The 26,488-nt window shown below is 58.4% G+C and carries 33 protein-coding genes; 11 read left to right on the top strand and 22 right to left on the bottom strand.

Annotated elements, in window-relative coordinates; genetic code table 11:
• Nucleotides 1-24: 24 nt before the first annotated feature.
• The 4 genes from B0B09_RS10645 to B0B09_RS10630 form a co-directional block, all read right to left on the bottom strand.
• Complete coding sequence (locus tag B0B09_RS10645; RefSeq protein ID WP_076659548.1) at nt 25-756, bottom strand: hypothetical protein; 732 nt, start codon at nt 754-756, stop codon at nt 25-27.
• Nucleotides 757-1,013: 257 nt separating this feature from the next.
• Entirely contained in the window at nt 1,014-1,322 is a 309-nt protein-coding gene (locus B0B09_RS10640) for a P-II family nitrogen regulator (protein ID WP_055293541.1), read from the bottom strand.
• A 1-nt stretch (nt 1,323) separates the two neighbouring features.
• Nucleotides 1,324-2,301, bottom strand: a complete 978-nt coding sequence (locus B0B09_RS10635) for a sodium-dependent bicarbonate transport family permease (RefSeq protein ID WP_076659546.1) — start codon at nt 2,299-2,301, stop codon at nt 1,324-1,326.
• Between the two features lie 62 nt (nt 2,302-2,363).
• Entirely contained in the window at nt 2,364-3,011 is a 648-nt protein-coding gene (locus B0B09_RS10630) for a carbonic anhydrase (protein ID WP_055293544.1), read from the bottom strand.
• 111 nt (nt 3,012-3,122) lie between these two features.
• On the opposite strand from B0B09_RS10630, the gene B0B09_RS10625 reads away from it, so the two are divergent.
• From B0B09_RS10625 to B0B09_RS10615, 3 genes are all read left to right on the top strand, one after another.
• Entirely contained in the window at nt 3,123-3,542 is a 420-nt protein-coding gene (locus tag B0B09_RS10625; RefSeq protein WP_055293546.1) for a hypothetical protein, read from the top strand.
• A gap of 73 nt (nt 3,543-3,615) precedes the next feature.
• Nucleotides 3,616-4,995, top strand: coding sequence for a leucyl aminopeptidase family protein (locus B0B09_RS10620; RefSeq protein WP_076659544.1), 1,380 nt, complete (start codon nt 3,616-3,618; stop codon nt 4,993-4,995).
• On the top strand, nt 4,992-5,807 hold the full coding sequence (locus B0B09_RS10615) for a C40 family peptidase (RefSeq protein ID WP_076659542.1): 816 nt from the start codon (nt 4,992-4,994) through the stop codon (nt 5,805-5,807). Before B0B09_RS10620 ends, B0B09_RS10615 begins: the two co-directional genes overlap by 4 nt.
• Here the strand turns inward: B0B09_RS10615 and B0B09_RS10610 are convergent.
• The gene (locus B0B09_RS10610) at nt 5,804-6,139 is read right to left on the bottom strand and encodes a DUF2794 domain-containing protein (protein ID WP_076659540.1); all 336 of its coding nucleotides are present in this window, start codon (nt 6,137-6,139) and stop codon (nt 5,804-5,806) included. The genes B0B09_RS10615 and B0B09_RS10610 overlap by 4 nt on opposite strands.
• Nucleotides 6,140-6,353: 214 nt before the next feature.
• Entirely contained in the window at nt 6,354-6,617 is a 264-nt protein-coding gene (locus tag B0B09_RS10605) for an I78 family peptidase inhibitor (RefSeq protein ID WP_076659539.1), read from the bottom strand.
• Nucleotides 6,618-6,727: 110 nt separating this feature from the next.
• On the opposite strand from B0B09_RS10605, the gene B0B09_RS10600 reads away from it, so the two are divergent.
• Both B0B09_RS10600 and B0B09_RS10595 read left to right on the top strand, forming a co-directional pair.
• Nucleotides 6,728-7,840, top strand: a complete 1,113-nt coding sequence (locus B0B09_RS10600) for an S-(hydroxymethyl)glutathione dehydrogenase/class III alcohol dehydrogenase (RefSeq protein ID WP_076659537.1) — start codon at nt 6,728-6,730, stop codon at nt 7,838-7,840.
• A gap of 144 nt (nt 7,841-7,984) precedes the next feature.
• Complete coding sequence (locus B0B09_RS10595; protein ID WP_055293557.1) at nt 7,985-8,716, top strand: NYN domain-containing protein; 732 nt, start codon at nt 7,985-7,987, stop codon at nt 8,714-8,716.
• Here B0B09_RS10595 and B0B09_RS10590 read toward each other — a convergent pair.
• Entirely contained in the window at nt 8,713-9,330 is a 618-nt protein-coding gene (locus tag B0B09_RS10590; RefSeq protein ID WP_076659536.1) for a TetR/AcrR family transcriptional regulator, read from the bottom strand. The genes B0B09_RS10595 and B0B09_RS10590 overlap by 4 nt on opposite strands.
• Nucleotides 9,331-9,436: 106 nt before the next feature.
• Nucleotides 9,437-9,625, bottom strand: a complete 189-nt coding sequence (locus B0B09_RS10585) for a hypothetical protein (protein ID WP_055293561.1) — start codon at nt 9,623-9,625, stop codon at nt 9,437-9,439.
• Between the two features lie 150 nt (nt 9,626-9,775).
• Here B0B09_RS10585 and mbfA point away from each other — a divergent pair, with 150 nt between their 5' ends.
• Entirely contained in the window at nt 9,776-10,753 is a 978-nt protein-coding gene (mbfA, locus tag B0B09_RS10580; RefSeq protein WP_055293563.1) for an iron exporter MbfA, read from the top strand.
• Here the strand turns inward: mbfA and B0B09_RS10575 are convergent.
• The 5 genes from B0B09_RS10575 to B0B09_RS10555 all read right to left on the bottom strand — a co-directional run bounded on the left by B0B09_RS10575 (nt 10,750) and on the right by B0B09_RS10555 (nt 15,439).
• A complete protein-coding gene (locus B0B09_RS10575) occupies nt 10,750-11,328 on the bottom strand; it encodes a GNAT family N-acetyltransferase (protein WP_076659534.1) in 579 nt (192 codons plus the stop codon). The genes mbfA and B0B09_RS10575 overlap by 4 nt on opposite strands.
• Entirely contained in the window at nt 11,325-13,394 is a 2,070-nt protein-coding gene (locus B0B09_RS10570) for a molybdopterin-binding protein (protein WP_207552150.1), read from the bottom strand. The genes B0B09_RS10575 and B0B09_RS10570 overlap by 4 nt, the downstream gene beginning before the upstream one ends.
• A gap of 17 nt (nt 13,395-13,411) precedes the next feature.
• Nucleotides 13,412-13,903 (bottom strand): molybdopterin-guanine dinucleotide biosynthesis protein B, encoded by a 492-nt coding sequence (gene mobB / locus B0B09_RS10565; protein ID WP_055293569.1) that lies wholly within the window; start codon nt 13,901-13,903, stop codon nt 13,412-13,414.
• Nucleotides 13,900-14,487 carry a molybdenum cofactor guanylyltransferase MobA gene (mobA, locus tag B0B09_RS10560; RefSeq protein ID WP_076659530.1) on the bottom strand — a complete coding sequence of 196 codons (588 nt, stop codon included), beginning with the start codon at nt 14,485-14,487 and terminating at the stop codon, nt 13,900-13,902. Before mobA ends, mobB begins: the two co-directional genes overlap by 4 nt.
• Nucleotides 14,488-14,557: 70 nt before the next feature.
• Nucleotides 14,558-15,439 (bottom strand): formate dehydrogenase accessory sulfurtransferase FdhD, encoded by an 882-nt coding sequence (locus tag B0B09_RS10555; protein ID WP_076659529.1) that lies wholly within the window; start codon nt 15,437-15,439, stop codon nt 14,558-14,560.
• A gap of 62 nt (nt 15,440-15,501) precedes the next feature.
• On the opposite strand from B0B09_RS10555, the gene B0B09_RS10550 reads away from it, so the two are divergent.
• Both B0B09_RS10550 and B0B09_RS10545 read left to right on the top strand, forming a co-directional pair.
• Nucleotides 15,502-16,224, top strand: coding sequence for an AzlC family ABC transporter permease (locus tag B0B09_RS10550; protein WP_076659527.1), 723 nt, complete (start codon nt 15,502-15,504; stop codon nt 16,222-16,224).
• Nucleotides 16,221-16,556 carry a branched-chain amino acid transport AzlD family protein gene (locus B0B09_RS10545; RefSeq protein ID WP_076659525.1) on the top strand — a complete coding sequence of 112 codons (336 nt, stop codon included), beginning with the start codon at nt 16,221-16,223 and terminating at the stop codon, nt 16,554-16,556. Before B0B09_RS10550 ends, B0B09_RS10545 begins: the two co-directional genes overlap by 4 nt.
• Here B0B09_RS10545 and B0B09_RS10540 read toward each other — a convergent pair.
• The 4 genes from B0B09_RS10540 to B0B09_RS10525 form a co-directional block, all read right to left on the bottom strand.
• Entirely contained in the window at nt 16,540-17,154 is a 615-nt protein-coding gene (locus B0B09_RS10540) for a hypothetical protein (protein ID WP_110549934.1), read from the bottom strand. The genes B0B09_RS10545 and B0B09_RS10540 overlap by 17 nt on opposite strands.
• 6 nt (nt 17,155-17,160) lie before the next feature.
• A complete protein-coding gene (locus B0B09_RS10535; protein ID WP_076659524.1) occupies nt 17,161-17,295 on the bottom strand; it encodes an aa3-type cytochrome c oxidase subunit IV in 135 nt (44 codons plus the stop codon).
• Nucleotides 17,296-17,359: 64 nt separating this feature from the next.
• Nucleotides 17,360-17,839 (bottom strand): DUF6173 family protein, encoded by a 480-nt coding sequence (locus B0B09_RS10530; protein WP_084190777.1) that lies wholly within the window; start codon nt 17,837-17,839, stop codon nt 17,360-17,362.
• Nucleotides 17,836-18,297, bottom strand: a complete 462-nt coding sequence (locus B0B09_RS10525) for an Lrp/AsnC family transcriptional regulator (protein ID WP_076659520.1) — start codon at nt 18,295-18,297, stop codon at nt 17,836-17,838. The genes B0B09_RS10530 and B0B09_RS10525 overlap by 4 nt, the downstream gene beginning before the upstream one ends.
• A gap of 106 nt (nt 18,298-18,403) precedes the next feature.
• Between B0B09_RS10525 and B0B09_RS10520 the strand changes: the two genes are divergently transcribed.
• Both B0B09_RS10520 and B0B09_RS10515 read left to right on the top strand, forming a co-directional pair.
• Nucleotides 18,404-18,643, top strand: a complete 240-nt coding sequence (locus B0B09_RS10520; protein ID WP_055293584.1) for a DUF6356 family protein — start codon at nt 18,404-18,406, stop codon at nt 18,641-18,643.
• A complete protein-coding gene (locus tag B0B09_RS10515; protein ID WP_242654375.1) occupies nt 18,582-19,412 on the top strand; it encodes a class II glutamine amidotransferase in 831 nt (276 codons plus the stop codon). The genes B0B09_RS10520 and B0B09_RS10515 overlap by 62 nt, the downstream gene beginning before the upstream one ends.
• Here B0B09_RS10515 and B0B09_RS10510 read toward each other — a convergent pair.
• Both B0B09_RS10510 and B0B09_RS10505 read right to left on the bottom strand, forming a co-directional pair.
• Nucleotides 19,409-20,446: an MBL fold metallo-hydrolase gene (locus B0B09_RS10510; protein ID WP_076659516.1), complete on the bottom strand. Its 1,038-nt coding sequence runs from the start codon at nt 20,444-20,446 to the stop codon at nt 19,409-19,411. The two genes, B0B09_RS10515 and B0B09_RS10510, sit on opposite strands and share 4 nt — an antisense overlap.
• Nucleotides 20,446-22,149: an acyl-CoA dehydrogenase gene (locus B0B09_RS10505; protein ID WP_076659514.1), complete on the bottom strand. Its 1,704-nt coding sequence runs from the start codon at nt 22,147-22,149 to the stop codon at nt 20,446-20,448. The genes B0B09_RS10510 and B0B09_RS10505 overlap by 1 nt, the downstream gene beginning before the upstream one ends.
• 113 nt (nt 22,150-22,262) lie before the next feature.
• Between B0B09_RS10505 and B0B09_RS10500 the strand changes: the two genes are divergently transcribed.
• Entirely contained in the window at nt 22,263-23,210 is a 948-nt protein-coding gene (locus B0B09_RS10500) for an L-threonylcarbamoyladenylate synthase (protein ID WP_076659513.1), read from the top strand.
• Between the two features lie 6 nt (nt 23,211-23,216).
• Here B0B09_RS10500 and B0B09_RS10495 read toward each other — a convergent pair whose 3' ends face one another.
• The 3 genes from B0B09_RS10495 to ubiA are packed head-to-tail and all read right to left on the bottom strand — an operon-like array spanning nt 23,217 to nt 26,480.
• Nucleotides 23,217-23,540 carry a hypothetical protein gene (locus tag B0B09_RS10495; RefSeq protein WP_055293595.1) on the bottom strand — a complete coding sequence of 108 codons (324 nt, stop codon included), beginning with the start codon at nt 23,538-23,540 and terminating at the stop codon, nt 23,217-23,219.
• 9 nt (nt 23,541-23,549) lie between these two features.
• Entirely contained in the window at nt 23,550-25,460 is a 1,911-nt protein-coding gene (locus B0B09_RS10490; RefSeq protein WP_076659512.1) for an OmpA family protein, read from the bottom strand.
• Between the two features lie 54 nt (nt 25,461-25,514).
• Nucleotides 25,515-26,480 (bottom strand): 4-hydroxybenzoate octaprenyltransferase, encoded by a 966-nt coding sequence (ubiA, locus tag B0B09_RS10485; protein ID WP_076659510.1) that lies wholly within the window; start codon nt 26,478-26,480, stop codon nt 25,515-25,517.
• Between the last annotated feature and the right edge of the window lie 8 nt (nt 26,481-26,488).

The raw sequence follows: 26,488 nt of genomic DNA, 5'->3' as shown, positions 1-26,488 counted from the left end.
AGTCGCCGCACCCCGCCTCTTGTGCTAGTTCCAGCCTTTAAAGCTGAAGCCCCTGAGGCCATTGGCACCAAATGAGGCGGTATATGTATGGCTGCTCAGCCAGCTGACCTTGAATTTGGCATAGATGCCGACCTGTGGCTGCACATCATCTTTCGGGCCAAGGTTAGAGGGCGCAGTCACCTCGGCATGGGCATCAAGCCGGAAGGAAAAGCCGACGAAAATCTTGACCACATTGAAATGCACCGATGGCAAGTAGTGACCAAAAGCCATGTCCGGCTTGCTTGGGGTCGCATGATAGGTGCCTTGCAAGCGCGAGATGACTTCGACCAAAATCCAGTCCTTGATGAGTGAATCGTGGACATAGAACCGGATGTCGCCGGTTTTGCCTTCTTTTGCATTTTGATAATCGAGCGGATCAGTGCCCTTCAGGATCACCGATGTCGTGGTGTCTTTGGCGTTGCTGACGGCCTTGTTATCCTTGATGAAATCCCACGCAAATTTCGTGACTTCAAGCGCGGTGTCGGCGCTGCCTTCAAGCGATGCACCCGCAGCGCTTTCCTCCATCGTGTGGATTGATTGTGCTTCGGGGGTGATCCATTTCTCCGAAATCAGCTTGGTCTCAAGCCCCTGAGAGGCATCTAGCTTGTCTGTTACCGCAAGGATTTCATATTCCCATGTCGCGATCGCGGTGTTGGTTTCGACATCCTCCAACACAGCCGTGAGTTTTTGTCCGACATACAGTTCTTCGTTAGCCATTTGTTTACTCCAATTCATATAAAAATACGGTGTAGAATATGGAGGACAGTAGCCTAACGATCCGCGCTGCTCTGTGATCTGGCACACGTTTTTGTTGCAGATGTTAAGAATTGGTTAAGGCAGGTTCCAAATCGCTTTGCACACGCCGGATTCCCTCGCAAAGGGCACAAGGCTGCACTCACCAACGTCAATTCAGGGTCTTTGAATGGACAGTGTTTCGCGTTCGACCGGTCGTTGGGCGCGGCGGTTTGGGGCGCTTAGAAACGCTCCGCGCGCAGCACCTGTGCGTCGGTGATGCTCACCACGCCGATGTGTTTTTCCACCACGCTGAATGCGGCATCCAACAATCCGTCAAGCCGCTCGGGCTTGATCAGGCAGACCACTTGGACCATGCCCGCGCGCCCGACCTGACCTTCGCGGGTCCAAACCCCCGACCGTCCAGAACCGCCCAATACGGGCAGGATCGTAAAGCCGGTCACCCCCGCCTCTGTCAGGGCCTTTGTCAGGCGGTTTTCCAAAGGGGCCTCAATCACGATTTCGACCCGTTTTGCTGTATGGGTTTGCATGTCAGCCTCCGACAACGATTTGCGCTACGGCCAAATAAAGCGGAATGCCAAGCGTGAGGTTAAAGGGAAAGGTGACCCCGAGTGACAGGGTCAGATAGACCGAAGGATTTGCCTCGGGCAGGGCCACGCGCATCGCGGCGGGCACGGCGATATAGCTGGCCGAGGCGCTAAGCACCATCATCAGCACCACGCCGCCGAGCGAGAGGCCGACAAGCAGACCCGCGCCAAGCCCGATCATCGCACCGACAAGCGGCATCACGATCGCAAAGCCGACGGCCCCCATGCCGACCACCCCGCGCGATTGCCGCAGGCCACGCCCTGCAATCAGGCCCATGTCGAGCAGGAAAAGACAGAGCACACCTTTGAAAGGGGCCACAATGAAGGGGCTGATCTCTGCAAGGCCCTGTTCGCCGGTGATTGCGCCGATAAAGAACGCGCCAACCAGCAGGACAATTGAGCCGTTCAGTAGAAGTTCGCGCATCAAACCCGGTTCCATTTTGCCACCGCCACCGCTGCGGGCGACAAGCCAGAGGGCAGACAGAATCGCGGGGGCTTCCATGACGGCTGCGACAGCGACCATGTAACCTTCACTGTCGATCAGGCGGCCCTGCAGTACGGAGGTTGCGGCCACGAAGGTCACGATGCTGATAGAGCCATAATGCGCGGCGACGGCGGCGGCGTCGATGTTGGACAGGCCGGTCATGACGCGTAGCAGCGCAAAGGCAATCAATGGCAATCCGAAAGACAGGATCAGGCCGGCAATCAGCGACAGGATCAGCGTTTGGTCAATGCCATGTGTGCTGACTGCGACGCCGCCTTTGAAACCGATGGCGAACAAAAGATAGATCGACATGCCTTTGGCCACGGCTTCTGGGATGGTCAGGTCAGAACGCGCCAAAGCCGCTGCGAGGCCCAAGGCAAAGCTGAGGATGATCGGTGAAATGAGGTTGGCCCCTGCCAGCGATAGGATTTCCTGCATTTCGTCTCAGTCCTTGAATATGCGTGATTTCGGGCAACCGATGCCCCGGGAAATGATTGGTTCTAAATGGGGTAGAACAACTCTTTTTTGGGATCATAGGCTTCGAGCCCGCCCTCGCCGATATCATTCCACAGGCCGTGAATCGACAGACGCTCACTTTCGACCGCCGTTTTCACAAAGGGAAATGTCATCAGGTTTTGCAAAGAGATCACGACAGATGCCTTTTCAAGCGCTGTCTTGCGGGTCGCATCATCGCCCGGGTCCAGTGCCTCATAGCCGGGGCGGAGGATTTCCATCCAGCGGCCCACAAAGCTGCTGGATTCTTCGAGCTCGGGGGCTTTGCCGGAACACATATTGTAGCAGCCTTCAACACCGCCGCAGCCCGAATGACCCAGAACGATGAGATGTGCCACTTTCAGGCCCGAAATCGCATACTCCACGGCCGCAGAGGTGCCGTGATGGTGGCCGTCAGGGTTAAACGGCGGTACCAGATTGGCAATGTTACGGTGAATAAAGAACTCGCCCTGATCAGCGCCAAAGATCGAGGTAACATGCACACGACTGTCGCAGCAGGAAATCACCATCGAGCGCGGGTGCTGTCCGTCTTCGGCCAGACGCCGGTACCAGCCACGGTTTTCTGTATAAATCGTTGCCTTCCAACCGTGATAGCGGTTGACCAGATAGGCTGGAAGGGGGCGGGCATGTTCCATAGGTACGTCTTTCATTACTTCCGCAGAGATACGTGGCATTTTCATGAATTTCGAGCGATTTTTACGCTCGTCTCAACCTTCTGGGAACCTTGTCGTCATAAAACGACGACCATGGAAAATATTACACCCTTCCCCGCACCTGTTTCTGACCCATCTTCTGATGTGGTTGTTCTCAATTGCCAGCATAGGCTGTTCTTTGATCCTTCGCCCCTTATCCGGCTGTTTGCCGAAAAGGATGACGATGACGCCGAAGCGATTGTCTGCCGTATGTTGGAAGACATCGCAATGCGGTTGGACATGTTGCAGCGCGCCCGTGCTGCCGACGCATTCGCCAAGATGCAGCGCCCTGCGGTGCGAATTGGCGTCGTCGCCGATCATATCGGTCTGACAGAGGTCTCTGTCGCGGCGGGCCACGTCTGCGCCTGTATCGCACAAAAGGACTGGATCGCGCTCGATGCCACCATGGCACGGCTTGAGCGGGGCTTTGACATGGCCGTCAGCGAGGTGTGGAATTTCAGGGATTTCTCGTGACGGTGTGATCCGCGCTTGCAGGCTCCGGGCAGAAAGATAGGGTTGGACATGACAATTTTCATAAGGACCCGTCATGCCACTTGCTTTTGCAGACCCCAGCGATGCCGCAATCCCTGTTGATGTCATCGAAAGTGATGGTGTTGATACCGTGCTAGAGGCTCTGTCCTCGGAAGCACAGGCTTGGGCCAAGGCGCAGGACTTTAACGGATCGTTGGGTCAGGTGCTATGTCTGCCGGATGCAAAGGGCGGCATTGCGCGGGTTCTGGTGGGCTATGGCACCGCGGCACGGCGCGCGCGCGACAGATTTCATATGGGGGCTGCAGTGCAAAAGCTGCCAGCAGGAACCTATGACATCGCAAGCGGCCTGCACGGCGATGAACTTGAGGAAGCCGCACTTGCATGGCTTTTGGCCGGGTATAGTTACGACCGCTACTCCAAGCCGTCCAAACCCGCCCCGCGCCTTGTTGCGCCCGAGGATGTTGATGCCGGCCGAATCGCGATTATTGCAAATGGCGAGGCGCTGACGCGGGAACTGATCAACACGCCCCCCTCGGATATGGGTCCGGCTGAGCTGGAAGAGGCCGCGCGCGCCTTGGCGTCAGAACATGAGGCCAGCATCAATGTGATTACGGGTGATGATCTGATCACCAGCAATTTCCCGATGATCCATACGGTCGGGCGTGCGTCATCGCGCGCACCGCGTTTGATTGACATGCGTTGGGGTGACACTGGCCCGCAGCTGACGCTTGTGGGCAAGGGCGTGTGTTTTGACACCGGTGGTCTGAACATCAAACCCGGCAGTTCGATGGGGTTGATGAAGAAAGACATGGGCGGTGCGGCCACGGTGCTGGGCCTTGCGCATATGATCATGGCGCTGGATCTGCCTTTGCGTCTGCGCGTGTTGATCCCTGCGGTGGAAAACAGCATTGATGGCAGTGCTTTCCGGCCGCAGGATATTCTGACGTCGCGCAAGGGTTTGACGGTCGAGATTAACAACACAGATGCCGAGGGGCGTTTGGTTCTGGCTGATGCGCTGACACTGTCGGATGAGGATGATCCGGCGCTGGTGATTTCGATGGCGACACTGACAGGGGCTGCGCGTGTGGCGGTGGGGGCTGACATCTCGCCGTTCTACACCGACAATGATGATCACGCCGATGCGCTTGCGAAGGCCGCGCGCAAGGTTGCCGATCCGGTCTGGCGCATGCCGTTCTATGAACCCTACGAGGCGATGATCGAGCCCGGGATCGCCGATCTGGATAACGCGCCCAAAGGTGGTTTTGCGGGGTCTATCACGGCGGCCTTGTTTCTGCGCCGTTTTGTGGAAAGCCCTTATATGCATTTCGACATTTACGGCTGGCAGCCAACGGCGGCGCCGTCCCGTCCGCGTGGCGGTGTCGGCATGGGCGCGCGTGCGGTGCTCGAGGCCCTGCCAGAGATGCTGAAGTTGTGACCGACAGGCGCCTGACCCCCGCGAATGGCCGTGTCGCTGCGATGCATCTTGCGGGGCAGGTCGATGCTGAACGCTATCTTGAAGGCTGGCCCGCCATGGTTGCCGCGCCAGTTGTGGATTTGCGCGCTGCACCTGATGGACCGCGTGACCGGCAACTGCTGCTGGGGGCGGTCGTTACCGTGTTTGAGGATTTGAACGGTTGGTCCTTTGTTCAAGGCGGCGACGGTTATGTGGGCTATGTGCCGTCAGATCGTTTGGCCACAATGATGCCGCCCTCGCATTTTGTCGCGACCGCCGCGACCCATGCTTATGAGGAAGAAGACTTCAAATCCCCCGATCTGCTTGGTCTGCCATTCGGGGCGCGGGTGCAGGTGCTGGATGAACGACGCAAGTTCTTTGAAACGAATGTCGGGTTTGTGCCAAAAAGCCATCTGCGCGCCTTGGACCGGCCCTTTACCGATCCGGCAACCGTCGCACAGCTGCATTTCGGTGTGCCCTATCTCTGGGGGGGGAATTCTACCCGTGGCATTGATTGTTCGGGGCTGATTGCTGCGGCTTTACAGGCTTGTGCGATCCCCTGTCCCGCCGACAGCGACATGCAGCAGGCCGATCTGGGCGCACCCTTTGAGGGCGCTTTTCAGCGCGGAGATCTGCTTTTCTGGAAAGGTCATGTGGGGATGCTGGTGGATGATACCACGCTTATCCACGCGAATGCCCATCATATGGCGACAGCCTATGAACCGGTGGAACGGGCAATCCTGCGAATTGAGGCACAGGGTGACGGCCCCGTTGTGGCGCGCAAACGGCTCTAATCGACAGCGCGGATCAGTTTGCGCTCAAGCAGGCGCAGGACCTGACGCAGGTCATTGCCGCGCTTGAGGATTTGTCCGTCCATCCCGATGACGGCGTATTGCCCTTGACGCATCCGTAACTTTGGCCGCTTTTCAATGCGGTAGAGTGGGTGTTCAGCGGTGCGGCGGAAAACCGAGAATACGGCAACATCGCGGAGATGCGACATGCCGTAGTCGCGCCATTCGCCCGCGGCGACCATGCGCCCGTACAGCCCGAGAATCACATTCAGTTCTGTCCGATGGAACGCGACCTGTTCGGGCGCGTGAAACTGAGAGAGTGGTTGAATAGTCATAGTTCAGAGTTGCGCCAAACCCCAACAAAATCAAGGGTCCATCTTTCATTGCCATTGTTCTGCCATGAAATGAACGACGCAACGTCACAACGCCTGCCAACTGGGAACACAACTGATTGCGAACACTTGCATATAGCGAAATGCTACCCCGGTGTTGCGGTCAATAGCCCCCACCCAGTTCGTGACATCGGGGACTTTCGTTGCTCCCACAGCTTTAGCCGCAATCAATCCGCTGGATTGTTTCGTCTTCGCCGATCCGGAAATTCACACGATCGGTCCGGAAATCCATTGTGACGGCATCGCCGGGCCTGATCACGCGGACAGGGCCAAGCAGCAATGTCCGTTCAAGGGCTGTTGCCTGTTGCCCGATGAGATGCGCGAATTCCGATGCACCGCAAGTGTCTTCGCTTTGCGGGGGCAGCGGGGCTTGGGCTGCGGTGCAACCGGCAATAAGGGTCAGTGCGAGATAGCGTTTCATCCTGCCATTTTCCGGTGTTTGGTCTCAAACACAAGGCATAGCGCACAGAGTGGTTGAACTTTTGTCCTGTTTGACTGATCGTCTAAGCAATCAATAAGGAGATACCCGATATGCGCACCCGTGCAGCCGTGGCACTAGAAGCGGGCAAACCGCTGGAAGTGATGGAAGTGAACCTCGAAGGCCCCAAGGCCGGTGAGGTGCTGGTTGAAATCAAGGCGACCGGTCTATGCCATACCGATGAATTCACACGTTCGGGCGCTGATCCGGAGGGCGCGTTTCCTGCGATCCTTGGGCATGAAGGTGCGGGCGTCGTGCTTGAGGTCGGCCCCGGTGTGACGAGCCTGAAGCCCGGCGATCACGTGATCCCGCTTTACACACCTGAATGCCGCGAGTGCGAGTATTGCCTGAACCCGAAAACCAACCTGTGCCAAAAGATCCGCAGCACCCAAGGTGCGGGCGTGATGCCGGATGGCACCTCGCGCTTTTCCATGCTCGATGGTACGCCGATCCTGCACTACATGGGGTGCTCGACCTTTGCGAACCACACTGTCCTGCCAGAGATCGCCTTGGCGAAAGTGCGTGAGGACGCACCGTTCGACAAGATTTGTTATATCGGCTGCGGCGTGACGACAGGCATCGGTGCCGTGATCAACACTGCCAAGGTCGAGATCGGCTCGACCGCGATTGTCTTTGGTTTGGGCGGGATTGGCCTGAACGTGATCCAGGGCCTGCGACTGGCAGGTGCGGATCAGATTGTCGGCGTTGATCTGAACGCGGGTAAGGTCGAGATGGCCACACGTTTTGGTATGACCGATTTTGTGAACCCCAGCGAAGTTGACGGTGATCTGGTCGCGCATCTGGTTGCGCTGACAGGCGGCGGTGCCGATTATACCTTTGATGCGACTGGCAACGTAGGTGTGATGCGCACAGCACTGGAAGCGGCGCATAAGGGTTGGGGCGAAAGCATCATCATCGGTGTGGCACCCGCAGGTGCCGAGATTTCAACACGGCCGTTCCAGTTGGTGACAGGCCGCAGTTGGCGCGGAACCGCCTTTGGTGGTGCGCGCGGCCGGACAGATGTGCCCAAGATCGTGGACTGGTACATGCAGGGCAAGATCGAGATTGATCCGATGATTACCCACAAGCTGAGCCTTGACGACATCAACAAGGGTTTTGATCTGATGCATGAGGGCAAATCAATTCGCGCTGTCGTCGAGTTTTAGAACACACGTAATGGTCACAAAGGCCCGGTCGTTGATCGGGCCTTTTGCGTTTGAGGGAACTTGGTTCCATCTTTGAACCGAACGCGGTAGCGTTCGTCTGTCGTCGTCGCGATTTCAAATTATCCCAAGTCTAGGAAAACCCCCTTGTCCAAAGACCGTATGCTGCTGGCCGTCTTGATTGATGCCGATAATATTCCCGCAAAATATGCCGCCGATATCATGCGCGAGATCACGACCTACGGTGAGCCTGCGTTACGTCGTGTCTACGGCGATTGGTCCAGTCCCGCGCTGGGCAATTGGAAAAAGGTGGTCATGGAGTTGGGCATGGTCGCCAATCAGGAAACCGCCAATACCAAGGGCAAGAATGCCAGCGATATCGGGCTGGTGATTGATGCGATGGATATTTTGCACACAGGCCGTTTTGACGGCTTTGTTCTGGTTTCGTCAGACAGTGATTTCACCGCGCTTGCCAACCGCATGCGCGAAAACGGGGTTGAGGTGATCGGCATCGGTGAAAGCAAAGCGCCGGTCAGTCTGCGCAATGTCTGCAATCGCTTTATCCTGATCGAGAATATCGTCAGCGCCGAAAAAGAAGCGGACAAACCTCAGAAAACCGGAAAGTCCGCGCAAACCTCAAATGACCGCCACCCGCCGTCCGAGGCGATCCCGCTGGTGATCAAGGCAATGAATAGTATTGATCCCGAGGGCGAGTGGTTTTCGCTTGGCCAGCTTGGTCAGTATATTACCCGAGCCAGTCCGGACTTTGATCCGCGTACCTATGGCAGCCCAAAACTGAGCGATTTGCTGGAAAAGACCGGGCGGTTCGAGATCAAAAAAGCCCAAGGGCGCAATGTCGAGGTGCGGCGGCTGGATTAAACCCCGTAGCGCGCCATGAACATATCAACAGCACCGTCGATCACGCGCTGTTTCTCGGCTGGCGTGAACTCATCATCCATGTTGAACACCATGCGCGGAAACAGGTCGGCTTTGCAGAGTTCGTGGAATTGTTCCGCCGCCAGTTCGAAATCGGTGATCGCCAATTCGTTATTTTCCACGGCTCTGTGGAAGAAATCCACCAATCGGCCACGGATCAAAAGCGGGCCGCTTTCGTAAAACTCACGCCCCAACTCCGGGAAACGGTCACTTTCGCCCACACAAATCCGGAAAATGCGTTTGCCGAATTGTGATGTGATGAAATCGACCATGTCGATCGCAATCGCATTCAGCACCTGCCGCACGGGCGCATCCATATTGATCGTTTCGATCGCATGTTCGGCCTGACGGGCGCATTCGGTTTTGGCCACTTGCATGAACAAAAAGCGCTTGTCGGGGAAATAGCTATAGAGCGTTGCCTTTGACACACCTGCTGCCTTGGCGATATCATCAACCGAGGCCCCTTCAAAACCGTCGGATAAAAAGACATGTCGGGCGCCTTCCAGCACCTGATCAAATTTCCGTCCTTTTTTGGGTTCGATTGTACCGTCGGGCATCTTGGGCTCCTTACAGGACTTCATCATAAAGCGATCAGTTCACTAGCGGCAAGGACATAGCAGCGACAGGGCGCCAGGAGAATATAACCCCATCGCTGCTACAGCGCTACTTGCCCAGCAGGGTGCAAGTCTCGCTGGAAAGCGTGCCAAGGTTGGCACATCCTTTGGTCGTCTCAGGTGAAGGTTGAGACGTTTGGGTTTGTGTGGATGTATCCGTCTGCGTTGACTGGGCAGACACGGCGCCGGCAGCAACGGCGATGCCAGCGGCGATCAGGATAAAGAAGAGACGAGACATGGCTGAGTCCTGCTTTTTCTGTGCGTGACCCCTATCTAAACCGTTTAGTTCAGATTGCAAGACATTTAGTGAATGATTTGTTTTGCCTTTTTGCTTGAGATTTCTGCTACAGATCCTAACTTAGAACCATTCTAAGAAAGGATCGCACGTATGTTGCAATCATTCGGTTACCGCCGCCGCTTTAGCGAACTGTCAGAGCAAGAGGTTCTGGCGCTGGCGATTTCATCGGAAGAAGATGATGCCCGTATCTATCGTGGCTATGCTGAACGGCTGCGTGCGGAATACCCCGCCTCAGCGGCCATCTTTGACGGGATGGCCAAAGAAGAGGACGGCCACCGCCAACGGCTGATTGATTTGCACCGCACACGTTTTGGCGAAGTGATCCCGCTGATCCGCCGCGAACATGTTTCGGGCTTCTATGCCCGCCGTCCAGTCTGGCTGGTCGAAAACCTCGGGCTTGAACGCATCCGTGATGAGGCCGCCCAGATGGAGCGTGATGCGGAGCGGTTCTATCTGGCGGCTGCCGCTGCAACGACCGATGCGGCAACGCGTAAACTCTTGGGTGATCTCGCGGCTGCCGAGGCAGGTCATTCGGACAAGGCCCAGGAACTGGCCGAAGTGCATCTTGCGGGTGACACCAAATCAGAGGAAGAGACGGCGGCGCACAGGCAGTTCGTGCTGACATGGGTACAGCCGGGGCTTGCCGGCTTGATGGACGGCTCGGTATCGACCCTTGCGCCGATCTTTGCGGTGGCTTTCGCGACCCAAGACACATGGACCACCTTCCTTGTCGGTTTGGCAGCATCGGTAGGTGCCGGCATCTCGATGGGCTTCACGGAAGCCGCTTCGGATGACGGCCAGATCTCGGGCCGCGGATCGCCATACAAACGCGGTCTGGCGGCGGGCGTGATGACAACAATCGGGGGGCTGGGCCATGCTTTGCCCTATCTCATCACCGATTTCTGGACCGCTACGATTATCGCATTGATGGTCGTCTTCGTCGAGCTTTGGGCGATCGCTTGGATCCAGAACCGCTATATGCAGACACCTTGGCTCAAGGCCATTTTTCAGGTGGTTCTGGGCGGTGCGCTGGTCTTTGGTGCGGGTGCGTTGATTGGTGCGGGCTAGACGTCACGGACCATTGTCGTTGAGGCGCTGAAGCCAAAGACGTGTTTCAAAAGGCCGATTTTGCTGGTTTTGACCTCTTTGAAACCCACGTACCGGTAAAGCGCCTTGGCGCGCGGGTTGGTGTCGACCACATCCAGTCTGACCTGATCAAAGCCCCGCCGCCGTGCCTCATCCACGATCGCGTCCAGCAGCGCAGTGCCCACGCCCTTACCACGCGCTTCGGGGGCGACAAAAAGCCCATCCATCAAGAAGCGCTCATTTTCGGTGTCGCGTTCCAGCAAGGACAGAAGCGAACAACGAATAGCGGCACTGACCCAGCCATAGACCTTGCGCAGGTCGTTGAAATCGCCACCAACCAAAGCCCCTTGCGCGGTCTTGAAACCCGCAATGCCCAACAGCCGTCCGTTGTCGTCATGGGCGCAGATGCCATGATCTGGTCGCAGAACCGAGCGCACAAACATCAATGCCTGATATTTGGGGCCCATCGTAAAGCCGAGCTTCTCACCAAAGGCATCCCAGTAAAGGATAGCCGCTTCCTCGCGGTCTTTTTCGGGTATGCCAACAGTAATTTTCATGCATCAAAACTATGGAATGGAAGAAACGCAACCGGATCACCGGGTGCGACCTTTTGCGCCGGATCAGCGAGCTCCACAAGCCCTGTTGCCCAGCTAAGCCCGGATACGCGGCCTGATCCTTCGGAGGGAAAAACCACTGCGGTGCCGTTTTCGATCCGCGCGCGCAGGTATTCACGACGGCCTTCCTTTTTGGATTTGGTGAAACCGGCGGGCACCATATAGCGCGCGGGGGTTTGCCATGTGCCACCTGCCAGAACCCGCAGAGCAGGCGCGACAAAGACCAGCGCGCAAACCATCGCCGCAACCGGATTACCGGGCAGGCCGAAGACGGGCTTACCCTGCCATTGTCCCATGGCAAGCGGGCGTCCGGGTTTCATGGCAATCCGCCAAAGCGCGAAGGACCCTGTGTCTTCGAGCAGGGCAGACATATGGTCCTCGTCCCCCGCAGATGCGCCGCCGGATGACACGATCACATCGCAGCGGCGTGCAGCGTCATCCAGAATGTTGCGCAGGCGGTCACGGTTGTCAGGCGCGCGGCCAAGGTCGATCACATCGTAACCCCATTGCCCGACCAAAGCCGATAGCATGGGGCGGTTTGCATCGAAGATCTGGCCGTCGGTCGTCGCGTCGCCGGGATCGCGCAGCTCGTCACCGGTCGAGAGAATGCCAACCTTCAATTGCTGATGAACGCGAAGTTTGTTCACACCGGCAGCGGCCATCGTTCCAATGTCTGCTGCGGTAAGCTTGCGCCCTGCATGCAGGATGACCTGCCCTGCCTGCATATCCTCGCCTGCTTTGCGCGCATTCGCGCCCTGTTTGATAGGGCCGTGAAAGCTGACGTCCGAGGCGGTCGCGCTGACGTCTTCTTGCAGCACCACGGTGTCGACGCCTTGCGGCAGGTTCGCCCCTGTCAGAATACGGATCGCGTGGTCTGCGGGGACGTTTCCGGCAAATGGTGCGCCTGCCGCCGCGCGGCCTTGCACCAAGGGCAAGCGGTTGATGCCTTCGGGGGCGGGGCCTGCGAAACCATAGCCGTCAACGGCGGCATTGGGGGCGGGCGGATGCGCGCGTGCAGCCACGACATCCGCTGCCAGAATACAGTTCGCGGCGTCTTTGAGGGGGATGTTCCGCGTGCCTGTGACGCAGGACAGCTCGCGGCGCAAATGGTCGAGGGCCGTGTCGACAGGTGTCCAATGTGCGCCTTGCGGCATCGCAAAGCAGTCGTTTTTCAGCGGGGGCGGAAGGGCCCCTTGTGTCAGCAGCGCTTCATGGCCAAGGCCGAGAATCCAGCCTTCTGTGTTGGCGGGTACGTCGAGGAGGCGGGCAAGGTTTTCTGCGGTCATCGCCGAAAGCGTCTCGGCCATGACCTGCACTTGATGCGCGTCTTTGATCTGACCCTCGGGCAGGGTTGCGGCGATGTTTTTTGCGATCAGCGAGGGCCAGATTTCGACCAGTGCGATAGGTGTCGAGAGCGGTTCGAACGGCCAAGTGGTGAGTGTCTCGCCAAAGGTTTTGCGCAGGCGGGCGAGCATGGGCAATCCCATGATCACCTGACTGCCTACCGCCCCCGCACCCGACAGCTGCCAGACGGGGAACGCGCCTTTGGCCTGCTCTTCAGCTTTGCGTTTCTCAGGCATGCCGTGGCCGTCGCGTGCCAATCCTTTGCGCGGCAGATGCGGAATATCGCGTTGCAGCCCGTTGCCCCAGAAGGGGCCTGTGCCGGGGAAGTGTGCGTTGATGTCACCAGCCAGATCAAAGCGGTTGTTGGACTTGGGGTCGTCCTGCACGCGCGCGGCGAACCAGTCCCACAAAGCGAAGGGATCATCGGTGCCGATCAAGGTTCTGCCAAAACCAGCGGGGTAGCCAAAGGCAAAGTCGAAACCGGCAAGGACGCGGCGGCCTGCGTCTGTCTCCGCTTTCAGAAAATCGGTAATCCATTCTTCGGCAACGTGGCGGTTGCGCATGTAAAGGGGGGCATCGGCCATGCCGCCGCGTGCTGCACAGACCCAGATGGCGTCTTTCTTCGGGGTCGCCCCGCGGTCATTGCCGCCCGACCAGTCGACCATGAGGAAAGTGTCGAAGATCACAGGCCGACCTCGGAGAGGATGAAATCGGCGATGGCCTTGGTATCATTCAGATCAAAGCGTGGTTGTGTCACGTCAAGCGCACAGTCACTTGCGACGGCACGCACGGTGGGGTCTTCTTGGGCCAGAACGGGGTGCTTGTTTTCAGCGCGATAGGCCTCGATTTTAGGATGGGCGTCGCGTTTGTAACCTTCCACCAAAATCAGATCGACAGGGTCGAGTTTTGCCAGAAGATCAGCAAGCGGGACTTCGTCATTGTCGCGCAATTCCGTCATAAGTGCCCAGCGGGTCGCTGATGAAAGCAGCACTTGATGGGCACCAGCGTGGCGGTGGCGATAGCTGTCTTTGCCGGGGTGGTCGACATCAAAGCTGTGGTGCGCGTGTTTCAGGGTCGAGACAGTGAAGCCGCGGCTTGTGATCTCTGTAACCAGCCGTTCCATGAGGCCGGTCTTGCCTGCGTTCTTATAGCCCGTGACGCCGTAGATTTTCATAGCATATGTTCCGCTTGTACGAGGTCCTGAGGGGTGTTGACGTTAAAAAAGGCAGAGTCGTCAGGGAATGCGGCAGTGGCGCAGCCGTGTTGATCTGTCCACAGCACGACCTTGCGCAACCCGTCATTGAGGGCTGCGCGCAGGTCATCGCGCAGGACGGTGGGCCAGAGCCCGAAGGTGGGGTGGCGGCCATCCGGCGTGCGGGACAGGGCAATTTGCGTGCCCGCATCTTCGGCGGCTTGCAACAGGCGCGGCACCAGATCGCATGGAAAGAAAGGCGTGTCAGCCGCGGCTGTCACGATATGGCTGGCCCCTTGTGTGGCGGCCCAGTCCAGCCCCGCGAGCACACCCGAGAGGGGGCCCGCGAACCCGTCGATGCTGTCAGCGATTACCGGCAGGTTTAGGTGGGCAAAGCGTGCGGGATCCCCGTTGGCGTTCAACGCGAGGCCTGCGACCTGCGGTTCCAGTCGGTCGATCACATGCGACAGGATTGTGCCGCTGCCCAAAGGCAGCAGTCCCTTGTCGCCCCCACCCATGCGTGTGGCCTGACCGCCTGCGAGAATGACGCCGAGGGGGTGCTTCATCGGGAAACCTGCGTGTTGGTTGTCTGTTGGAGCCTCCGGCGGGAGTATATGGGGCAAGATGATGCGATGCTCATGTGCTTGCCTTACGTCCCATTTTGCGGGGCTCATCGGCGATCAGGGCGGGGTCCGCGTCACGGATCAGGCGCTCTTCGCCCGAGAGGCAGACAAAACGTTGCCCTTTCATGCGCCCGATCAGCGTCAGGCCGATCTGGTTGGCGATCTCAACCCCCCACGCGGTGAAGCCGGAGCGGGAGGCGAGGACAGGGATGCCCATCATCGCGGTTTTGATCACCATCTCGGAAGTCAGACGGCCTGTAGTGTAGAGAATTTTGTCAGCAGCGCTGATCCCTTCGGAGAGCATCCAGCCTGCGATTTTATCGACGGCGTTGTGGCGGCCCACGTCCTCCATATAGACCAGCGGACGGTTGTCCTGACACAGGATCGTGCCGTGGATTGCGCCGGCTTCGAGATAGAGTGAGGGGGTGCGGTTGATCTGTGCGGCCAGCGCGTAAAGATCGGATGTGCGGATCTGGACAGGTGGCAGCGTGACACCTTCAAGCCCTTCCATCATGTCACCAAAGACCGTGCCGACAGCGCAGCCGCTGGTGCGGGTTTTTTTCTTGAGCTTGTCTTCATAGCTGGTTTGCGCTTCGGTGCGCACCACAACGGTTTCAAGCTCTTCGTCGTAGTCCACACCTGTGATCACATCATCCGCGCGCAACATGCCCTGATTGCGCAAAAAACCAAGTGCCAGATAGGCGGGATAGTCGCCTATCGTCATGGCGGTGACAATTTCCTGGGAATTGAGAAAGATTGTCAGCGGGCGTTCCTCAACCACGTTCAGTGCAACAGTTGCCCCTGTCTGATCCGTGCCGGTGACCGCCCGCGTCAGGCGCGCAGCACCCGGATCAGGGGCGATCAGGTAGCCAGAGGTATCGAAGTTCTGTGCCAATTGTCATTTCCTGTGCGCATGGGTAAAGGCAGATATAACCTGCGTGAGGCTAGGGCAAAGCCATGACGACTTCTACCATGAAAACACCTGCAACTTCGGCCTATTGGGCCGGGCTGCGCGATGGTGCGCCATTCATTCTGGTCGCCGCACCTTTTGCCATGGTGTTTGGTGTGATCGCCACCGATGCAGGCCTGACCTTGGCACAGGTTATGGGGTTTTCGGTGCTCGTCATTGCAGGCGCGTCGCAGTTTGCCGCCCTGCAGATGATGGTTGAAAACGCGAGCATTGCCTTTGTCTTGTTGGCGGCGTTGGCGGTCAACCTGCGGATGGCGATGTATTCGGCATCGCTTGTGCCCTATCTGGGGGCTGCCCCTTTATGGCAGCGGGCCTGTGTCGCCTATCTGAACTTCGATCAGCCCTATCTTTTGTCGATCTCGCGTTATGAGGCGCTCCCAGCGATGAGCGTGCCCGAACGGTTTGCCTATTTTGTCGGAGCAGCTACGCCAATTACGCCGCTGTGGTTTTTAATGACATATGTTGGCGTTGTGGCAGGCAAGTCGATCTCGGACGCTTGGGCGCTGGATTTCATTATGCCTATCATGTTCTTGGCGTTGGTCGCCCCTATGGTGAAATCGCTGGCGCATGCCGCAGCGGCAGCGGTATCGGTGTCAGTGGGAGTGTTACTGGTGGGGTTGCCGTCGGGAACAGGCCTGTTGATTGCGGCGGGGACGGCGATGCTGACCGGCGCATTGGTCGAGGTTTGGCTGGAGAAGCGTGCGCAATGAATTACTCGACGGTTGAAATCTGGACGATTATCGCGCTGATGGGGATTGGGACATTTCTGATCCGGTTCTCGTTTTTGGGTCTGATCGGTGACCGTCCGATGCCGCAGTTTGTGCTGCGCCTGCTGCGCTACACACCTGTTGCCGTTCTGCCCGCGATGGTGGCGCCTTTGGTGCTCTGGCCGGCGGCAACCGATGGGCAGTTTGATCCTGTGCGGATGCTGGCGGCAATTGCCACGGTCGCGGCCGGCCTTTGGACACGCAACGTGCTATGGGCCATTTTCGCCGGTGCCATCACGCTTTACGCCGGAATTGGGATCACGGCCGTTCTCTGAGGATGGCCGAGATCTCTGCCAGTGCGAGGGTTTTGTCATCAGAGTCGTTTTCGCGGTACTCCAAGGTGGTGACACCGGGAAGCTCTGCGAAGTCTTTTTCGACTTTGTTCGGCCGCCAAGACTGATTAATGCTTTCGAACCCTGGAAGCTGTCGCAGCAGGCGTGACGTCGCGCGGGCGCAGTTCGCCTGAGGGACCGGGCCGGAAACAAGCGCGATGTTCAGCGCCTGTTCGGCAACTTCGGGTGAGACGTCAACCGTTTGTCCGACGACGTAAAATGTCTCTCGTGCGTGGAAGCTGACGTAGAACTTCTCCAGCCGTGGGGTGACCCCAAAGAGCACGTCATTGCGTTCAGGCATGACCTCTTGCTCGAACGTGCCCGCAGGATCAAAAAGCACCCGCTGGCTCGCGTTGATCAGTAGTGCGGTATGAGCGCCGGCATCAGTGCGCACATACTTCATCGTATAAAGCGTCAGGTAATTGCGTCCGGGCTTACGGTGGATTGCCCGCGTCACGACATCCTCAGGGGCCCACACCTCTTGGGCGGTGCAGGCTGAAAGCGCCAGAGGCAGGCCGACTAGAAAACTGCGCCGGTTCACGACAGATTATACAGCGATCAGCGCGAGGAAAATCAGGAAAACAACAATCGCGATCGTTGCCTTCGTTGTCATGTTCATGAAACCCTCAAAGGTTTTTTCCTGAACAGTAATATCCATTTCACCGTGTTTGTGGTCAGCCATCGGTTGGCTCCTTCGTTATCTGTTTGTACTGCGCATAGCCGATTCATTTCGTGCTGTCACGCGGTCAGGTGGTCACATCTGCGTCGTTATCCAAAGCCGTGGCCAGTTGAAACCCGATCCGTGTGGGTTCGGGCTGGTCACTGTGTTTTGGGCTCGCGACCAGGGTCACATTCAGCTGGCTCACATGTTGGATCAGCTGGGTGCGTGCGCCGCTGTTGTCGATGCCGTAATACGTCACGATGTCGGGGTCATAATAGCCCAGACCCTCGATCTTGATCACACCAGTGTTGCCACCGGCAAGGCCCAGTCCGACCTCGTGATCGTTGTCCAGCTGCGCTTCAAAGTTCTGGATGTACATGATGATCCGCTCATAGGCCCATTGCGCGGGGCTCTTTTGCGCGTTGGGCGTTTTGAGTGCTTTGGGTGTTTTATGCGCCGTGAGGGTTTGCGCGTCAGGGTTCGTGTGGATCTCGCGGCACTTTGGCAGGATGTCGTTTTCCAGCAATTCGGCTGACGTTTCAATTTCCATAGTCGTCTTTGTCATAGCGGCACCGCGGTTGTTTCCTTGATCTCCTCCATAACGAAACTGGCCGAGATATCCGAGACAGAAATCCGTGAGGTCAGGCGTTTGTAGAAGGCGTCATAGGCCGGCACGTCTGCCACGCGGACACGCAAGACATAATCAAGATCCCCCGTCATCCGGTAGGCGCCGACCACTTCCGGAAAACTGTGTAGCGTCGTTTGAAAGCGCTTCATCCAATCCGCGTCATGGGCGTTCGTGCGGATCAGGACCATTGCCGTCAATGGTACCCCCACGCTGGCGGGATCGACCAATGCGACGCGCCCTTTGATAACACCCGACTGTTCGAGCGCTTTGATCCGCCGCCAGCAGGCATTGCGCGACAGGTTCACGGCGTCGCTGATGTCATCGACCGACAGTGTGGCATCGGTTTGAATGATCCGCAGGATTGCGCGGTCTATAGTGTCCAGAGAATGGCTCATAATTGGGACATTATCCCAAAACGATTAGATTAGGCAATCATATTTGGGATCGCTGCGCAGCCGGTCTTCGATAGTTTGCTGGAAAGCAAAAAAGGAACCCGCTCTCATGTCTGACGCATCGCACACCTCATCCCGCAAAAACCCGCTCGCCTCCCTTTTCTTGGATCACCCTGCCACCGTGGATGAGACCTATTTCCAGCACATGCGTTTTGCATTCGGCTTTGCGTTCTGGTTGGGCACCGCTGCGCTTGCCGCTTTGGTCCATGCGATTGTGCCCGCGCTGTGTGAGACCACCGCTAGCCGCATTCTCAAGCGCCTTCACGCCCGGATCGAAAGCCGCCACTGATATGTGCCGTATCGCGGCCTATACCGGCCCTGAAATCCCGCTCGAGAATATTATTGTGCGTCCTGCCCATTCGTTGCTGGCGCAAAGCCAGCATGCGAATGAAGCCAAGCTGACCGTGAATGGTGACGGCTTCGGGATCAGCTGGTATGGCGCGGATAAAGCCCCCGGCCTTTACCGTGATGTCCTGCCTGCGTGGGCGGATGAGAACCTGACAAACCTGTGCCGCATGGTACATTCGCGTCTGTTCATCGCGCATATCCGTGCCTCTACCGTGGGCGAGACCAGCCGCGCGAACTGTCATCCGTTCAAGTTTGGTAAATGGTCGTTTTGCCATAATGGCCAGATCCCGCATTTCAAAGCGATCCGGCGTCGTATGCTGGCCGCACTCCCCGATCAACTGTTTGAGGCGATGCAGGGTACAACCGACAGCGAGATGATTTTCTTCACCCTGCTGGCAAACGGGCTCGAGGCTGATCCGGCTGCGGCGATGCGCGCGACGCTGGCGCAAATCGGCCCTGCCGGTGATAATGGCCCTATCAAGATCACGTGTGTTTTCTCCGATGGAGAAACGCTTTTCGCGTTCCGCCATGCGACTACCGGCAACGCACCGTCACTTTATGCCTCGGGTGTACTGGATAATGGCGGCCGTTCGCTCGCGTCCGAGCCTTTGTGCGGGACTGCTGCACGGTGGAGTGCCATTCCGACCGACACGATGTGTGCGATGACGGTCGCAGGGGTAAAAACGCTGGATGGATTGGTCGCGGCCTAGGCCGCCTGATAAGCCCATGCGCCATCATCGCGCAGTTGCCGTGTCACAAGGCCCGCCTGGTGCAGGTGATTAAGGTGGGCGACCGCCTCGACCAACGCCAGACCGTATTCGCCCCCGCTGATGTTACGTTTGAAAAGTGGGATGAAACACTCGCCCGCGCTATGGGGTTCCGTCAGGTGCTCCATCAGGCGTTTCAGCGCGCCGTGGTGATTGTCGATCAGTTGCGCCAGCCGCGTCGGCAGCCCCGTGAACGGCAGTTTATGGCCACCAAGCACGAGGTGATCATTCTGTGCCACGCTTTGAAACTTTTCGCAGGAGGTCAGCCAGTCGGTGACGGGATCGGCCTCGGGTTCTGTGGGGTAGACGCCGAGGTTCGGGCTGATTGACGGCAGAAGCTGGTCTCCAGCGATGACCAGATTGTCGTCTTGGCTCCAGAATGTTGCGTGTTCGGGGGCGTGGCCGTCGCCCATGCGGATATCCCATGTGCGCCCGCCCATTGTGATTGTGTCGCCATCCACGAGACGGGTGTAACCCAGCGGCAGCGGAGCGACGCAATCGGCAAAATTAAAGGGACGTTCGGTTTTGCGGCTTTCCAGCACCGCGGGGTCCATCCCTGCGCGGGTATAGAAATGCAGCGCTTGCGCGTTTGGCACTTCTTGCACATCCAGCGTCAGCATCCGCGCCATCAGCCAGCCGGTGCGCGGCATGGCAAGACTTGCACCTTGGTCCATGAACCACGCGGCTAGCCCGACGTGATCGGGATGGTGGTGGGTGACAACGACGCGTCCCACAGGTTTGCCAGCCAGCGGACCTTGCAGCAGAGTGCTCCAGTTCGCCCGCCCGCGTTTGGACGCAAAGCCTGTGTCGATCACTGTCCAGCTGTCGCCGTCGTCCAGCGCGTAGACGTTGACGTGATCCAGTTTCATCGGCAGGGGCAGGCGCATCCACAGCACGTCTGGTGCGACCGTGATTGCCTCACCCTCTGCGGGCAGATCCTGAAAAGGATACCGGATGCCGCGTTGGTCGTCAGGCATTATGCGGCAAGATCGTCTGCGGTGATGGCCATAAGATCAGTTGCCCCTTCACGAGTGTGTGCCAAAAGGCCTGTGTGTTCGGGAAGCATACGTTTAATGTAGAAGGTTGCAAGGCGGGCGCGGCTGGCATCGCCTTTGACGGCGCTGGCAAGATGCACATGTCCGCCAAGAACCCGCGCAAAGGCCCGCAGATAGGGGACGGCCCCTGCAAAGCGGGCGTTCAGATCGTCCTGAGTGGCCAGCCATTCAGTGGTTTCACGCAGGCTCTCTGCCGCTTGCCAGACCGCTTCGGCCAGTTGTGGATGGCTTGCTTTGGCAGCTTCGGCACCCTGTTCGATCTCTTCTAGGATACGGAATGCGGCCTCGCCCCCGTCCATCAGTTTGCGCGCCACAAGGTCCATGGCTTGAATGCCGTTGGTGCCCTCGTAAATCGTGGCTACGCGCACGTCGCGGGCGTATTGGGCGGCGCCGGTTTCCTCGATAAAGCCCATGCCGCCGTGGACCTGAATACCGGTCGCTGCAACTTCGCAGCCCACATCGGTACCGAAAGCTTTGCTGATGGGTGTCAGGAAGGCTGCACGCGCCTGCCATTCGGCGCTGCCTGTGGCATGTGCCATGTCGATCGCCATAGCGTTCATCAAAGTGATTGCGCGGGCGGCATAGGTGTCGGCCTTCATAGTAGTCAGCATGCGCCGCACGTCAGCATGTTCAAGGATCGCCCCGCTTCCGGGCGCTTTGCCCTGTTTGCGGTCTTGGGCATAGGCGAGGGCGTGTTGCAGCGCCGCCTCGGCGATGCCGACGCCTTGGGTTGCGACGCCCAGCCGCGCGTTGTTCATCATGGTGAACATCGCGGCCATGCCACCGTGCTCTTCGCCCACTAGCCAACCTGTGGCGCCGGAATATTCCATTACCGCGGTGGGCGAGCCGTGCAAGCCCATTTTGTGTTCAAGGCTGACCACGCGCAGATCATTCGGTGTGCTGGGGTTGCCATCTGCATCAGGGATCAGTTTCGGGACCATGAACAGGCTGATACCCTTGGTGCCCGCCACACCGTCCGGCAGGCGTGCCAGCACAAGGTGGCAGACGTTCTGCGTGAAATCATTGTCGGCCCAGCTGATATAGATTTTCTGACCGGTGATCGCATAAGTCCCGTCGCCATTGGGTTCGGCCTTGGTGCGCAATGCACCCACATCAGACCCCGCTTGCGGTTCTGTCAGGTTCATCGTGCCGCTCCATTCGCCGGAAATCAGCTTGGGAATGTAGAGGTCCTTGATCGCGTCCGAGGCATGGTGTTCCAGCGCCTCGATCTGGCCTTGGGTCATCAGCGGGCTGAGTTGCAGCGCAAGGCAGGCGCCGGCGAGCATTTCATTGACCGACGTTGTGAGTGTCATGGGCAGGCCAAGGCCGCCGTTCGTCTGGCTGGCGGACATGCCGATCCAGCCACCTGTCGCGATAGCGTCGTACCCTTCGGCAAAACCGGGGCTGGTGCGCACAATGCCGTTCTCAAGATGGGCGGGGTGCAGATCGCCCGCGCGGTTCAGCGGGGCGATGATGTCTTCGGACATCTTGGCAGCTTCGGCGAGAATCGCTTGGGTCATATCAGGCGTGGCTTCAGAAAAATGATCGGTCGCTGTGACCTGATCAAAGCCGACCACATGGTCCATCAAAAACCGGAAATCGCTGACAGGCGCGCGATAAGGCATTGCTTCATCTCCAAATTATGCAGCCGCTTGGCAAAGGCCAAGGTGCGGGCTAAGCATCCGCTATGCGGCTAACCTATCGTAGTGCGGCCACCCATCAACCAAAACGCCACGTCATGACCGATGAACAATCCCTGATACTGCCGCCGGATGTTGCCGGTTTGGAGAAGGCTGCGGCCTTGTTGGCGGGTGGCGGATTGGTGTCATTTCCGACCGAGACGGTCTACGGGCTGGGTGCGGATGCGCGCAATGATACGGCAGTCGCAAAGATTTTTGCCGCCAAGGGCCGCCCCAGCTTTAACCCGCTAATTGTGCATGTGGCAGATTTGGCGGGGGCCGAGACATTTTGCGTTTTCAATGACACAGCCCGCGCACTGGCGCAGGCGTTCTGGCCCGGTGCGCTGACGCTGGTGCTGCCACTGCGGGCCGATGCAGGGGTGTCACAACTTGTGACGGCGGGACTTGGGACTTTGGGAGTCCGCGTTCCGGACCATCCTGTCGCACTCGGGTTGCTGGCGCGTTTTGGTGGTCCTGTGGCCGCACCTTCGGCCAATCCCTCGGGCCGTATCAGCCCGACGACAGCCGCGCATGTTGCGGCTGGGCTGGGGGGCAGGATTGATGCCGTCGTGGATGGGGGCGCCTGCCCGGTCGGCGTGGAATCAACGATTGTGAATTGCGTGGGTGAACCGGCTTTGTTGCGCGCAGGTGGTATTCCCCGCGAGGCGCTTGAGGCCTGTTTGGGGCGTCCTCTGGCGCGTCCGGCAGATCCGGCCATGCCGACCGCACCCGGGCAGTTGGAATCGCATTACGCGCCGCGCGGTAAGGTGCGTTTAAACGCACCTTACGCCGAAGAGGGCGAAGTCCTGCTGGGGTTTGGTCCGGTGGATGCGGATCTGAACCTGTCTGCTGCGGGCGATCTGACCGAGGCGGCGGCGCGTCTTTTTGCCTGTCTGCATCAGCTTGACGCGATGGGGGCCGACAAGATTGCCGTTTCACCTATTCCGGATCATGGATTGGGGCAGGCAATCAATGACCGCCTGAAACGCGCAGCCGCCCCGCGCTAGCGCGTTTTAACCTTCTTTGCGTTCAATATAGCCGCGCAGTTCTTCGGCTTCCTGGCGTGCTTCCCGCAAACCGTCCATTGCAGCGCGCAGCTCGGCTTCGGTCTGGCTGAGCTGGTTGGTGATCTCGGCTTCGCGTTGTTGCAGATAGGTGATCGCCTGATCGCGGGTTTCCTCGGCTTCGTGCAGCGCTTGGGCCATCTTGTCCAATTCGCCGATCTCCGCTTTGGTCACGCGCGTAAAGCGGTTCACCAGCCAGCTTGCAAACCAACCCAGAACAAAGGCCACAAAAAGGATAACGGCCGTTGCGATGATGAATTCTGTTCTGTTCATTGGTTTCGTCTATTCGCTTTCTGCTGCGCTGTCATCTGCATCTGTCGCGGCCTCTTCTTCGGTCAATTCCTCGGCGAGTTCATCAAGGACCGACACGTCCTCGGCGGGCGGTTCCGGCAGGATCAGGCTGAACTCAATGCGCCGGTTTGCCTCGCGGCCTTCTTCGGTGTCATTGTCGGCAATCGGATTTTCCTCGCCAAAACCAATGGATTCGAAAGTAGAGACCGGCACCCGGCGTGCGCGCAAAGCTGTCAGAACCGCATCGGCGCGGTCTTGGGACAACTGTTGGTTCATCACTTCACGCCCCTGACTATCGGTAAAGCCGGACACCCTGATCCGAAGATCGCCGCATTTCTTCAGGATGTCTGCAATGTCATCGACGACAGGTTGTGTGTCGATGGTTAGGTCTGCTGATCCAGGGTCGAAGGTGATTTTGCGTCCTTCGGTTGCCGCGATAATCTGGGCGATGCACTCTTCTGGTGTGGGCAGGCCTGCGATGGGGTCAAGTTCTTTGACATAGGTGATGTCGATATCAAAATCGGCGGTCTGCCCCAGCTTTTCGATCAGCAACCGTGAGACTGCGGCGCTGGCATTTTCGTTGCCGGTATTGCCGCGGACTGTCATATTTTCCGGCTCCACGATCACCGCGCCATTGGAAAGCTCCGAGAGCGCCTCGATCCCTGCAAGAACGCGGACCGACCAGCCCGCTGGCAGACCCTCGGCCACCCGTGTTCCCATCGTGATATTGCGCTGGGCAAAGCGGGCGCTGGCGAAATTCTCGACGACCGTATTGGTGATGTCATCCGGCACGCGTCCGCGCAGTTGCACCTCACCCTCGGGGCTGAGCGTGGCCGTGAACTGGGGCAGTTCCTCGGCCGTATCGCTTGGCAGATCGGGCAGTTCAGCCGTCAGGGCGAAGGCATCGGGGAGCGAGTTTTCCAGACGGCCTACAATGTTGTCAAATGTGGCTTGTCCGGTGCCCGCGGGAGCGATGAGCGTGACGTCTGTGTCAGAGACAGTGATCGTGCCGCCACCAATGTTTTTTACCGCAGTTATAGACTGTGCAACGGCCTCGCCCCATGTCCGTGAGGGTGCGCCGAGTGCAAAGACACAGTTCGCCTGCGCATCAAAGCCGGCCTCGGAAGCGGCGGCCATGATCTGGCTCAGCGCCTCTTCGGTGTCGACGGCACAGGCATCGAAACGTGCGCCTTCCTCATCAAGAATAAACCGTGTTGTGAAAGGCGAAATGACTGGCCGTGGCGCACTGATCTCGACCGAGACGCGGATCCCGTCTGGCATGTTACGCGCCAGCGCGACCTCAAAGCGGCGCTTTTCTTCGGGGCTGTCAGAGATCGCATTCACGATCACGCGGTTCGCGTTCACCGATATCTTTGATTTGTTCAGAATCTCGAGCGACCGCAGGGCATAGCTTACTGCGGCGCGCCAATTCGGTGGCGTTGGGTAATCCGCGACCTCCAGAAGGTCTGTCACCGGCAGGCCATCGGCGATATCGGTGATCCTTTCGGCGAGCGCATCGCGGTCGGTTGTAGCGGGGATCAGCCCGATCAGCGAGACACCGGCATTGTTGCGCAGGATTTCGATTGCGAATTGCGGGGGCTGGATGATCGCCGAATCGGCGACTGAAAGATTGTCGATCACGCGGCTTGCATCAACCATGCCGCCAGCAGCCGAAATGGCCCGAAAGCGTACGGCCTCTGTCGGTGCCTCGCCTTCGAGGATGACCTGAAGCCCGTCACCAAGTACCGAGGCCCATTCGTAGCCTTGATCTACGAGGGTTTCTTGCACCGCCATCACAGAGCGCTCTTCGACGACCGCTACCGTTGTGCGGGCTGCGGCGACCGACAAAAAGGCTGCGGCCGAGAAAACAATCAGGCGTATGAAAATGGCGGATAGGCGCATCTGGGTCCACTACTCGTTTGGTCTCTGCATAGGCCCAGTCGTCGCGGTGTTCAATCACACCAGAAGAGCTAAGGCGAAAAACGGCAGAGGGATTAGTCCGGCGTTCCTGTTTGAACGGAAGAGCCGCAATAATCCGTCGTTATCATCAGGGTCAAAGCGGCTGAGTTGCCATGTCAGGTGCCAGCCAAGCGCCCATGGCCCGCCGATGGCGATGACCAAAGACAGGATAGACCGTTCCGAGGCCGCAAGCAGGACAGCCAGACCAAAGAGCACAATCGTGACAGTCAAAAAGAAACGCAGCCATTTGCGGGCGTCTTCACCGAAGAGCCGCGCGGTGGATTTCACCCCGATCAGCGCGTCATCTTCGGCGTCCTGAAACGCATAGATGGTGTCGTAAAACAGCGTCCATGCGATACCTGCGAAGTAGAGCACGATGGGGACAGGGCCGATGCTATTGGTATGTGCGGCCCATGCCAGCAAAGCCCCCCAGTTGAACGCGATGCCAAGAAAGACCTGCGGCCACCATGTGAAACGCTTTGCGAAAGGATAGATCGCCACCGGTGCCAATGCGAGTATGCCGAGAATGATTGCGGTCGGGTAAAACGTGATCAGGATCAGGAAGGCGACCAACGCCTGTGCGACCATCCACATCAGCGCACCGCGCACTGTGACCTGACCCGAAGGAATAGGCCGCGACCGTGTACGTGCAACCGATCCGTCAATATCGCGGTCTGTGATGTCGTTCCAAGTGCAGCCCGCGCCGCGCATCAAGAACGCCCCGATCCCGCAGCCGACAATTGTCCAAAGATCATGGCTGCCATAGCTGTCCGTCGCCAATACCGCGAGCGACAGGCCCCAAAGGCATGGCAGATAAAGCAACCATGTCCCGATCGGGCGGTCAGCGCGGCTGAGCCGGAGATAGGGCCGGCTAAAGCGCGGTGCTAGGCGGTCCACCCAATTGTCTTTGACGGCGTCGGCAACGGCGCTGCTCGGCTCTGGCATCTGGGAATTTTCGGTCATATGGTCCG

This window comes from Yoonia rosea, assembly GCF_900156505.1.
In the GTDB taxonomy this organism is placed as follows: Bacteria; Pseudomonadota; Alphaproteobacteria; order Rhodobacterales; family Rhodobacteraceae; genus Yoonia; species Yoonia rosea.
The sequence above is the reverse complement of the archived record's forward strand: the minus strand, read 5'-3'. Positions and strand labels throughout refer to the sequence as shown.

Coding starts and splice junctions, on each gene's coding strand:
- B0B09_RS10645 (WP_076659548.1), bottom strand. CDS start 756: ATGGCTAACGAAGAACTGTATGTCGGACAAAAACTCACGGCTGTGTTG.
- B0B09_RS10640 (WP_055293541.1), bottom strand. CDS start 1,322: ATGCAAACCCATACAGCAAAACGGGTCGAAATCGTGATTGAGGCCCCT.
- B0B09_RS10635 (WP_076659546.1), bottom strand. CDS start 2,301: ATGCAGGAAATCCTATCGCTGGCAGGGGCCAACCTCATTTCACCGATC.
- B0B09_RS10630 (WP_055293544.1), bottom strand. CDS start 3,011: ATGGAACATGCCCGCCCCCTTCCAGCCTATCTGGTCAACCGCTATCAC.
- B0B09_RS10625 (WP_055293546.1), top strand. CDS start 3,123: ATGGAAAATATTACACCCTTCCCCGCACCTGTTTCTGACCCATCTTCT.
- B0B09_RS10620 (WP_076659544.1), top strand. CDS start 3,616: ATGCCACTTGCTTTTGCAGACCCCAGCGATGCCGCAATCCCTGTTGAT.
- B0B09_RS10610 (WP_076659540.1), bottom strand. CDS start 6,139: ATGACTATTCAACCACTCTCTCAGTTTCACGCGCCCGAACAGGTCGCG.
- B0B09_RS10605 (WP_076659539.1), bottom strand. CDS start 6,617: ATGAAACGCTATCTCGCACTGACCCTTATTGCCGGTTGCACCGCAGCC.
- B0B09_RS10600 (WP_076659537.1), top strand. CDS start 6,728: ATGCGCACCCGTGCAGCCGTGGCACTAGAAGCGGGCAAACCGCTGGAA.
- B0B09_RS10590 (WP_076659536.1), bottom strand. CDS start 9,330: ATGCCCGACGGTACAATCGAACCCAAAAAAGGACGGAAATTTGATCAG.
- B0B09_RS10585 (WP_055293561.1), bottom strand. CDS start 9,625: ATGTCTCGTCTCTTCTTTATCCTGATCGCCGCTGGCATCGCCGTTGCT.
- mbfA (WP_055293563.1), top strand. CDS start 9,776: ATGTTGCAATCATTCGGTTACCGCCGCCGCTTTAGCGAACTGTCAGAG.
- B0B09_RS10575 (WP_076659534.1), bottom strand. CDS start 11,328: ATGAAAATTACTGTTGGCATACCCGAAAAAGACCGCGAGGAAGCGGCT.
- B0B09_RS10570 (WP_207552150.1), bottom strand. CDS start 13,394: ATGGTCGACTGGTCGGGCGGCAATGACCGCGGGGCGACCCCGAAGAAA.
- mobB (WP_055293569.1), bottom strand. CDS start 13,903: ATGAAAATCTACGGCGTCACGGGCTATAAGAACGCAGGCAAGACCGGC.
- mobA (WP_076659530.1), bottom strand. CDS start 14,487: ATGAAGCACCCCCTCGGCGTCATTCTCGCAGGCGGTCAGGCCACACGC.
- B0B09_RS10550 (WP_076659527.1), top strand. CDS start 15,502: ATGACGACTTCTACCATGAAAACACCTGCAACTTCGGCCTATTGGGCC.
- B0B09_RS10545 (WP_076659525.1), top strand. CDS start 16,221: ATGAATTACTCGACGGTTGAAATCTGGACGATTATCGCGCTGATGGGG.
- B0B09_RS10535 (WP_076659524.1), bottom strand. CDS start 17,295: ATGGCTGACCACAAACACGGTGAAATGGATATTACTGTTCAGGAAAAA.
- B0B09_RS10530 (WP_084190777.1), bottom strand. CDS start 17,839: ATGACAAAGACGACTATGGAAATTGAAACGTCAGCCGAATTGCTGGAA.
- B0B09_RS10525 (WP_076659520.1), bottom strand. CDS start 18,297: ATGAGCCATTCTCTGGACACTATAGACCGCGCAATCCTGCGGATCATT.
- B0B09_RS10520 (WP_055293584.1), top strand. CDS start 18,404: ATGTCTGACGCATCGCACACCTCATCCCGCAAAAACCCGCTCGCCTCC.
- B0B09_RS10510 (WP_076659516.1), bottom strand. CDS start 20,446: ATGCCTGACGACCAACGCGGCATCCGGTATCCTTTTCAGGATCTGCCC.
- B0B09_RS10505 (WP_076659514.1), bottom strand. CDS start 22,149: ATGCCTTATCGCGCGCCTGTCAGCGATTTCCGGTTTTTGATGGACCAT.
- B0B09_RS10500 (WP_076659513.1), top strand. CDS start 22,263: ATGACCGATGAACAATCCCTGATACTGCCGCCGGATGTTGCCGGTTTG.
- B0B09_RS10495 (WP_055293595.1), bottom strand. CDS start 23,540: ATGAACAGAACAGAATTCATCATCGCAACGGCCGTTATCCTTTTTGTG.
- B0B09_RS10490 (WP_076659512.1), bottom strand. CDS start 25,460: ATGCGCCTATCCGCCATTTTCATACGCCTGATTGTTTTCTCGGCCGCA.
- ubiA (WP_076659510.1), bottom strand. CDS start 26,480: ATGACCGAAAATTCCCAGATGCCAGAGCCGAGCAGCGCCGTTGCCGAC.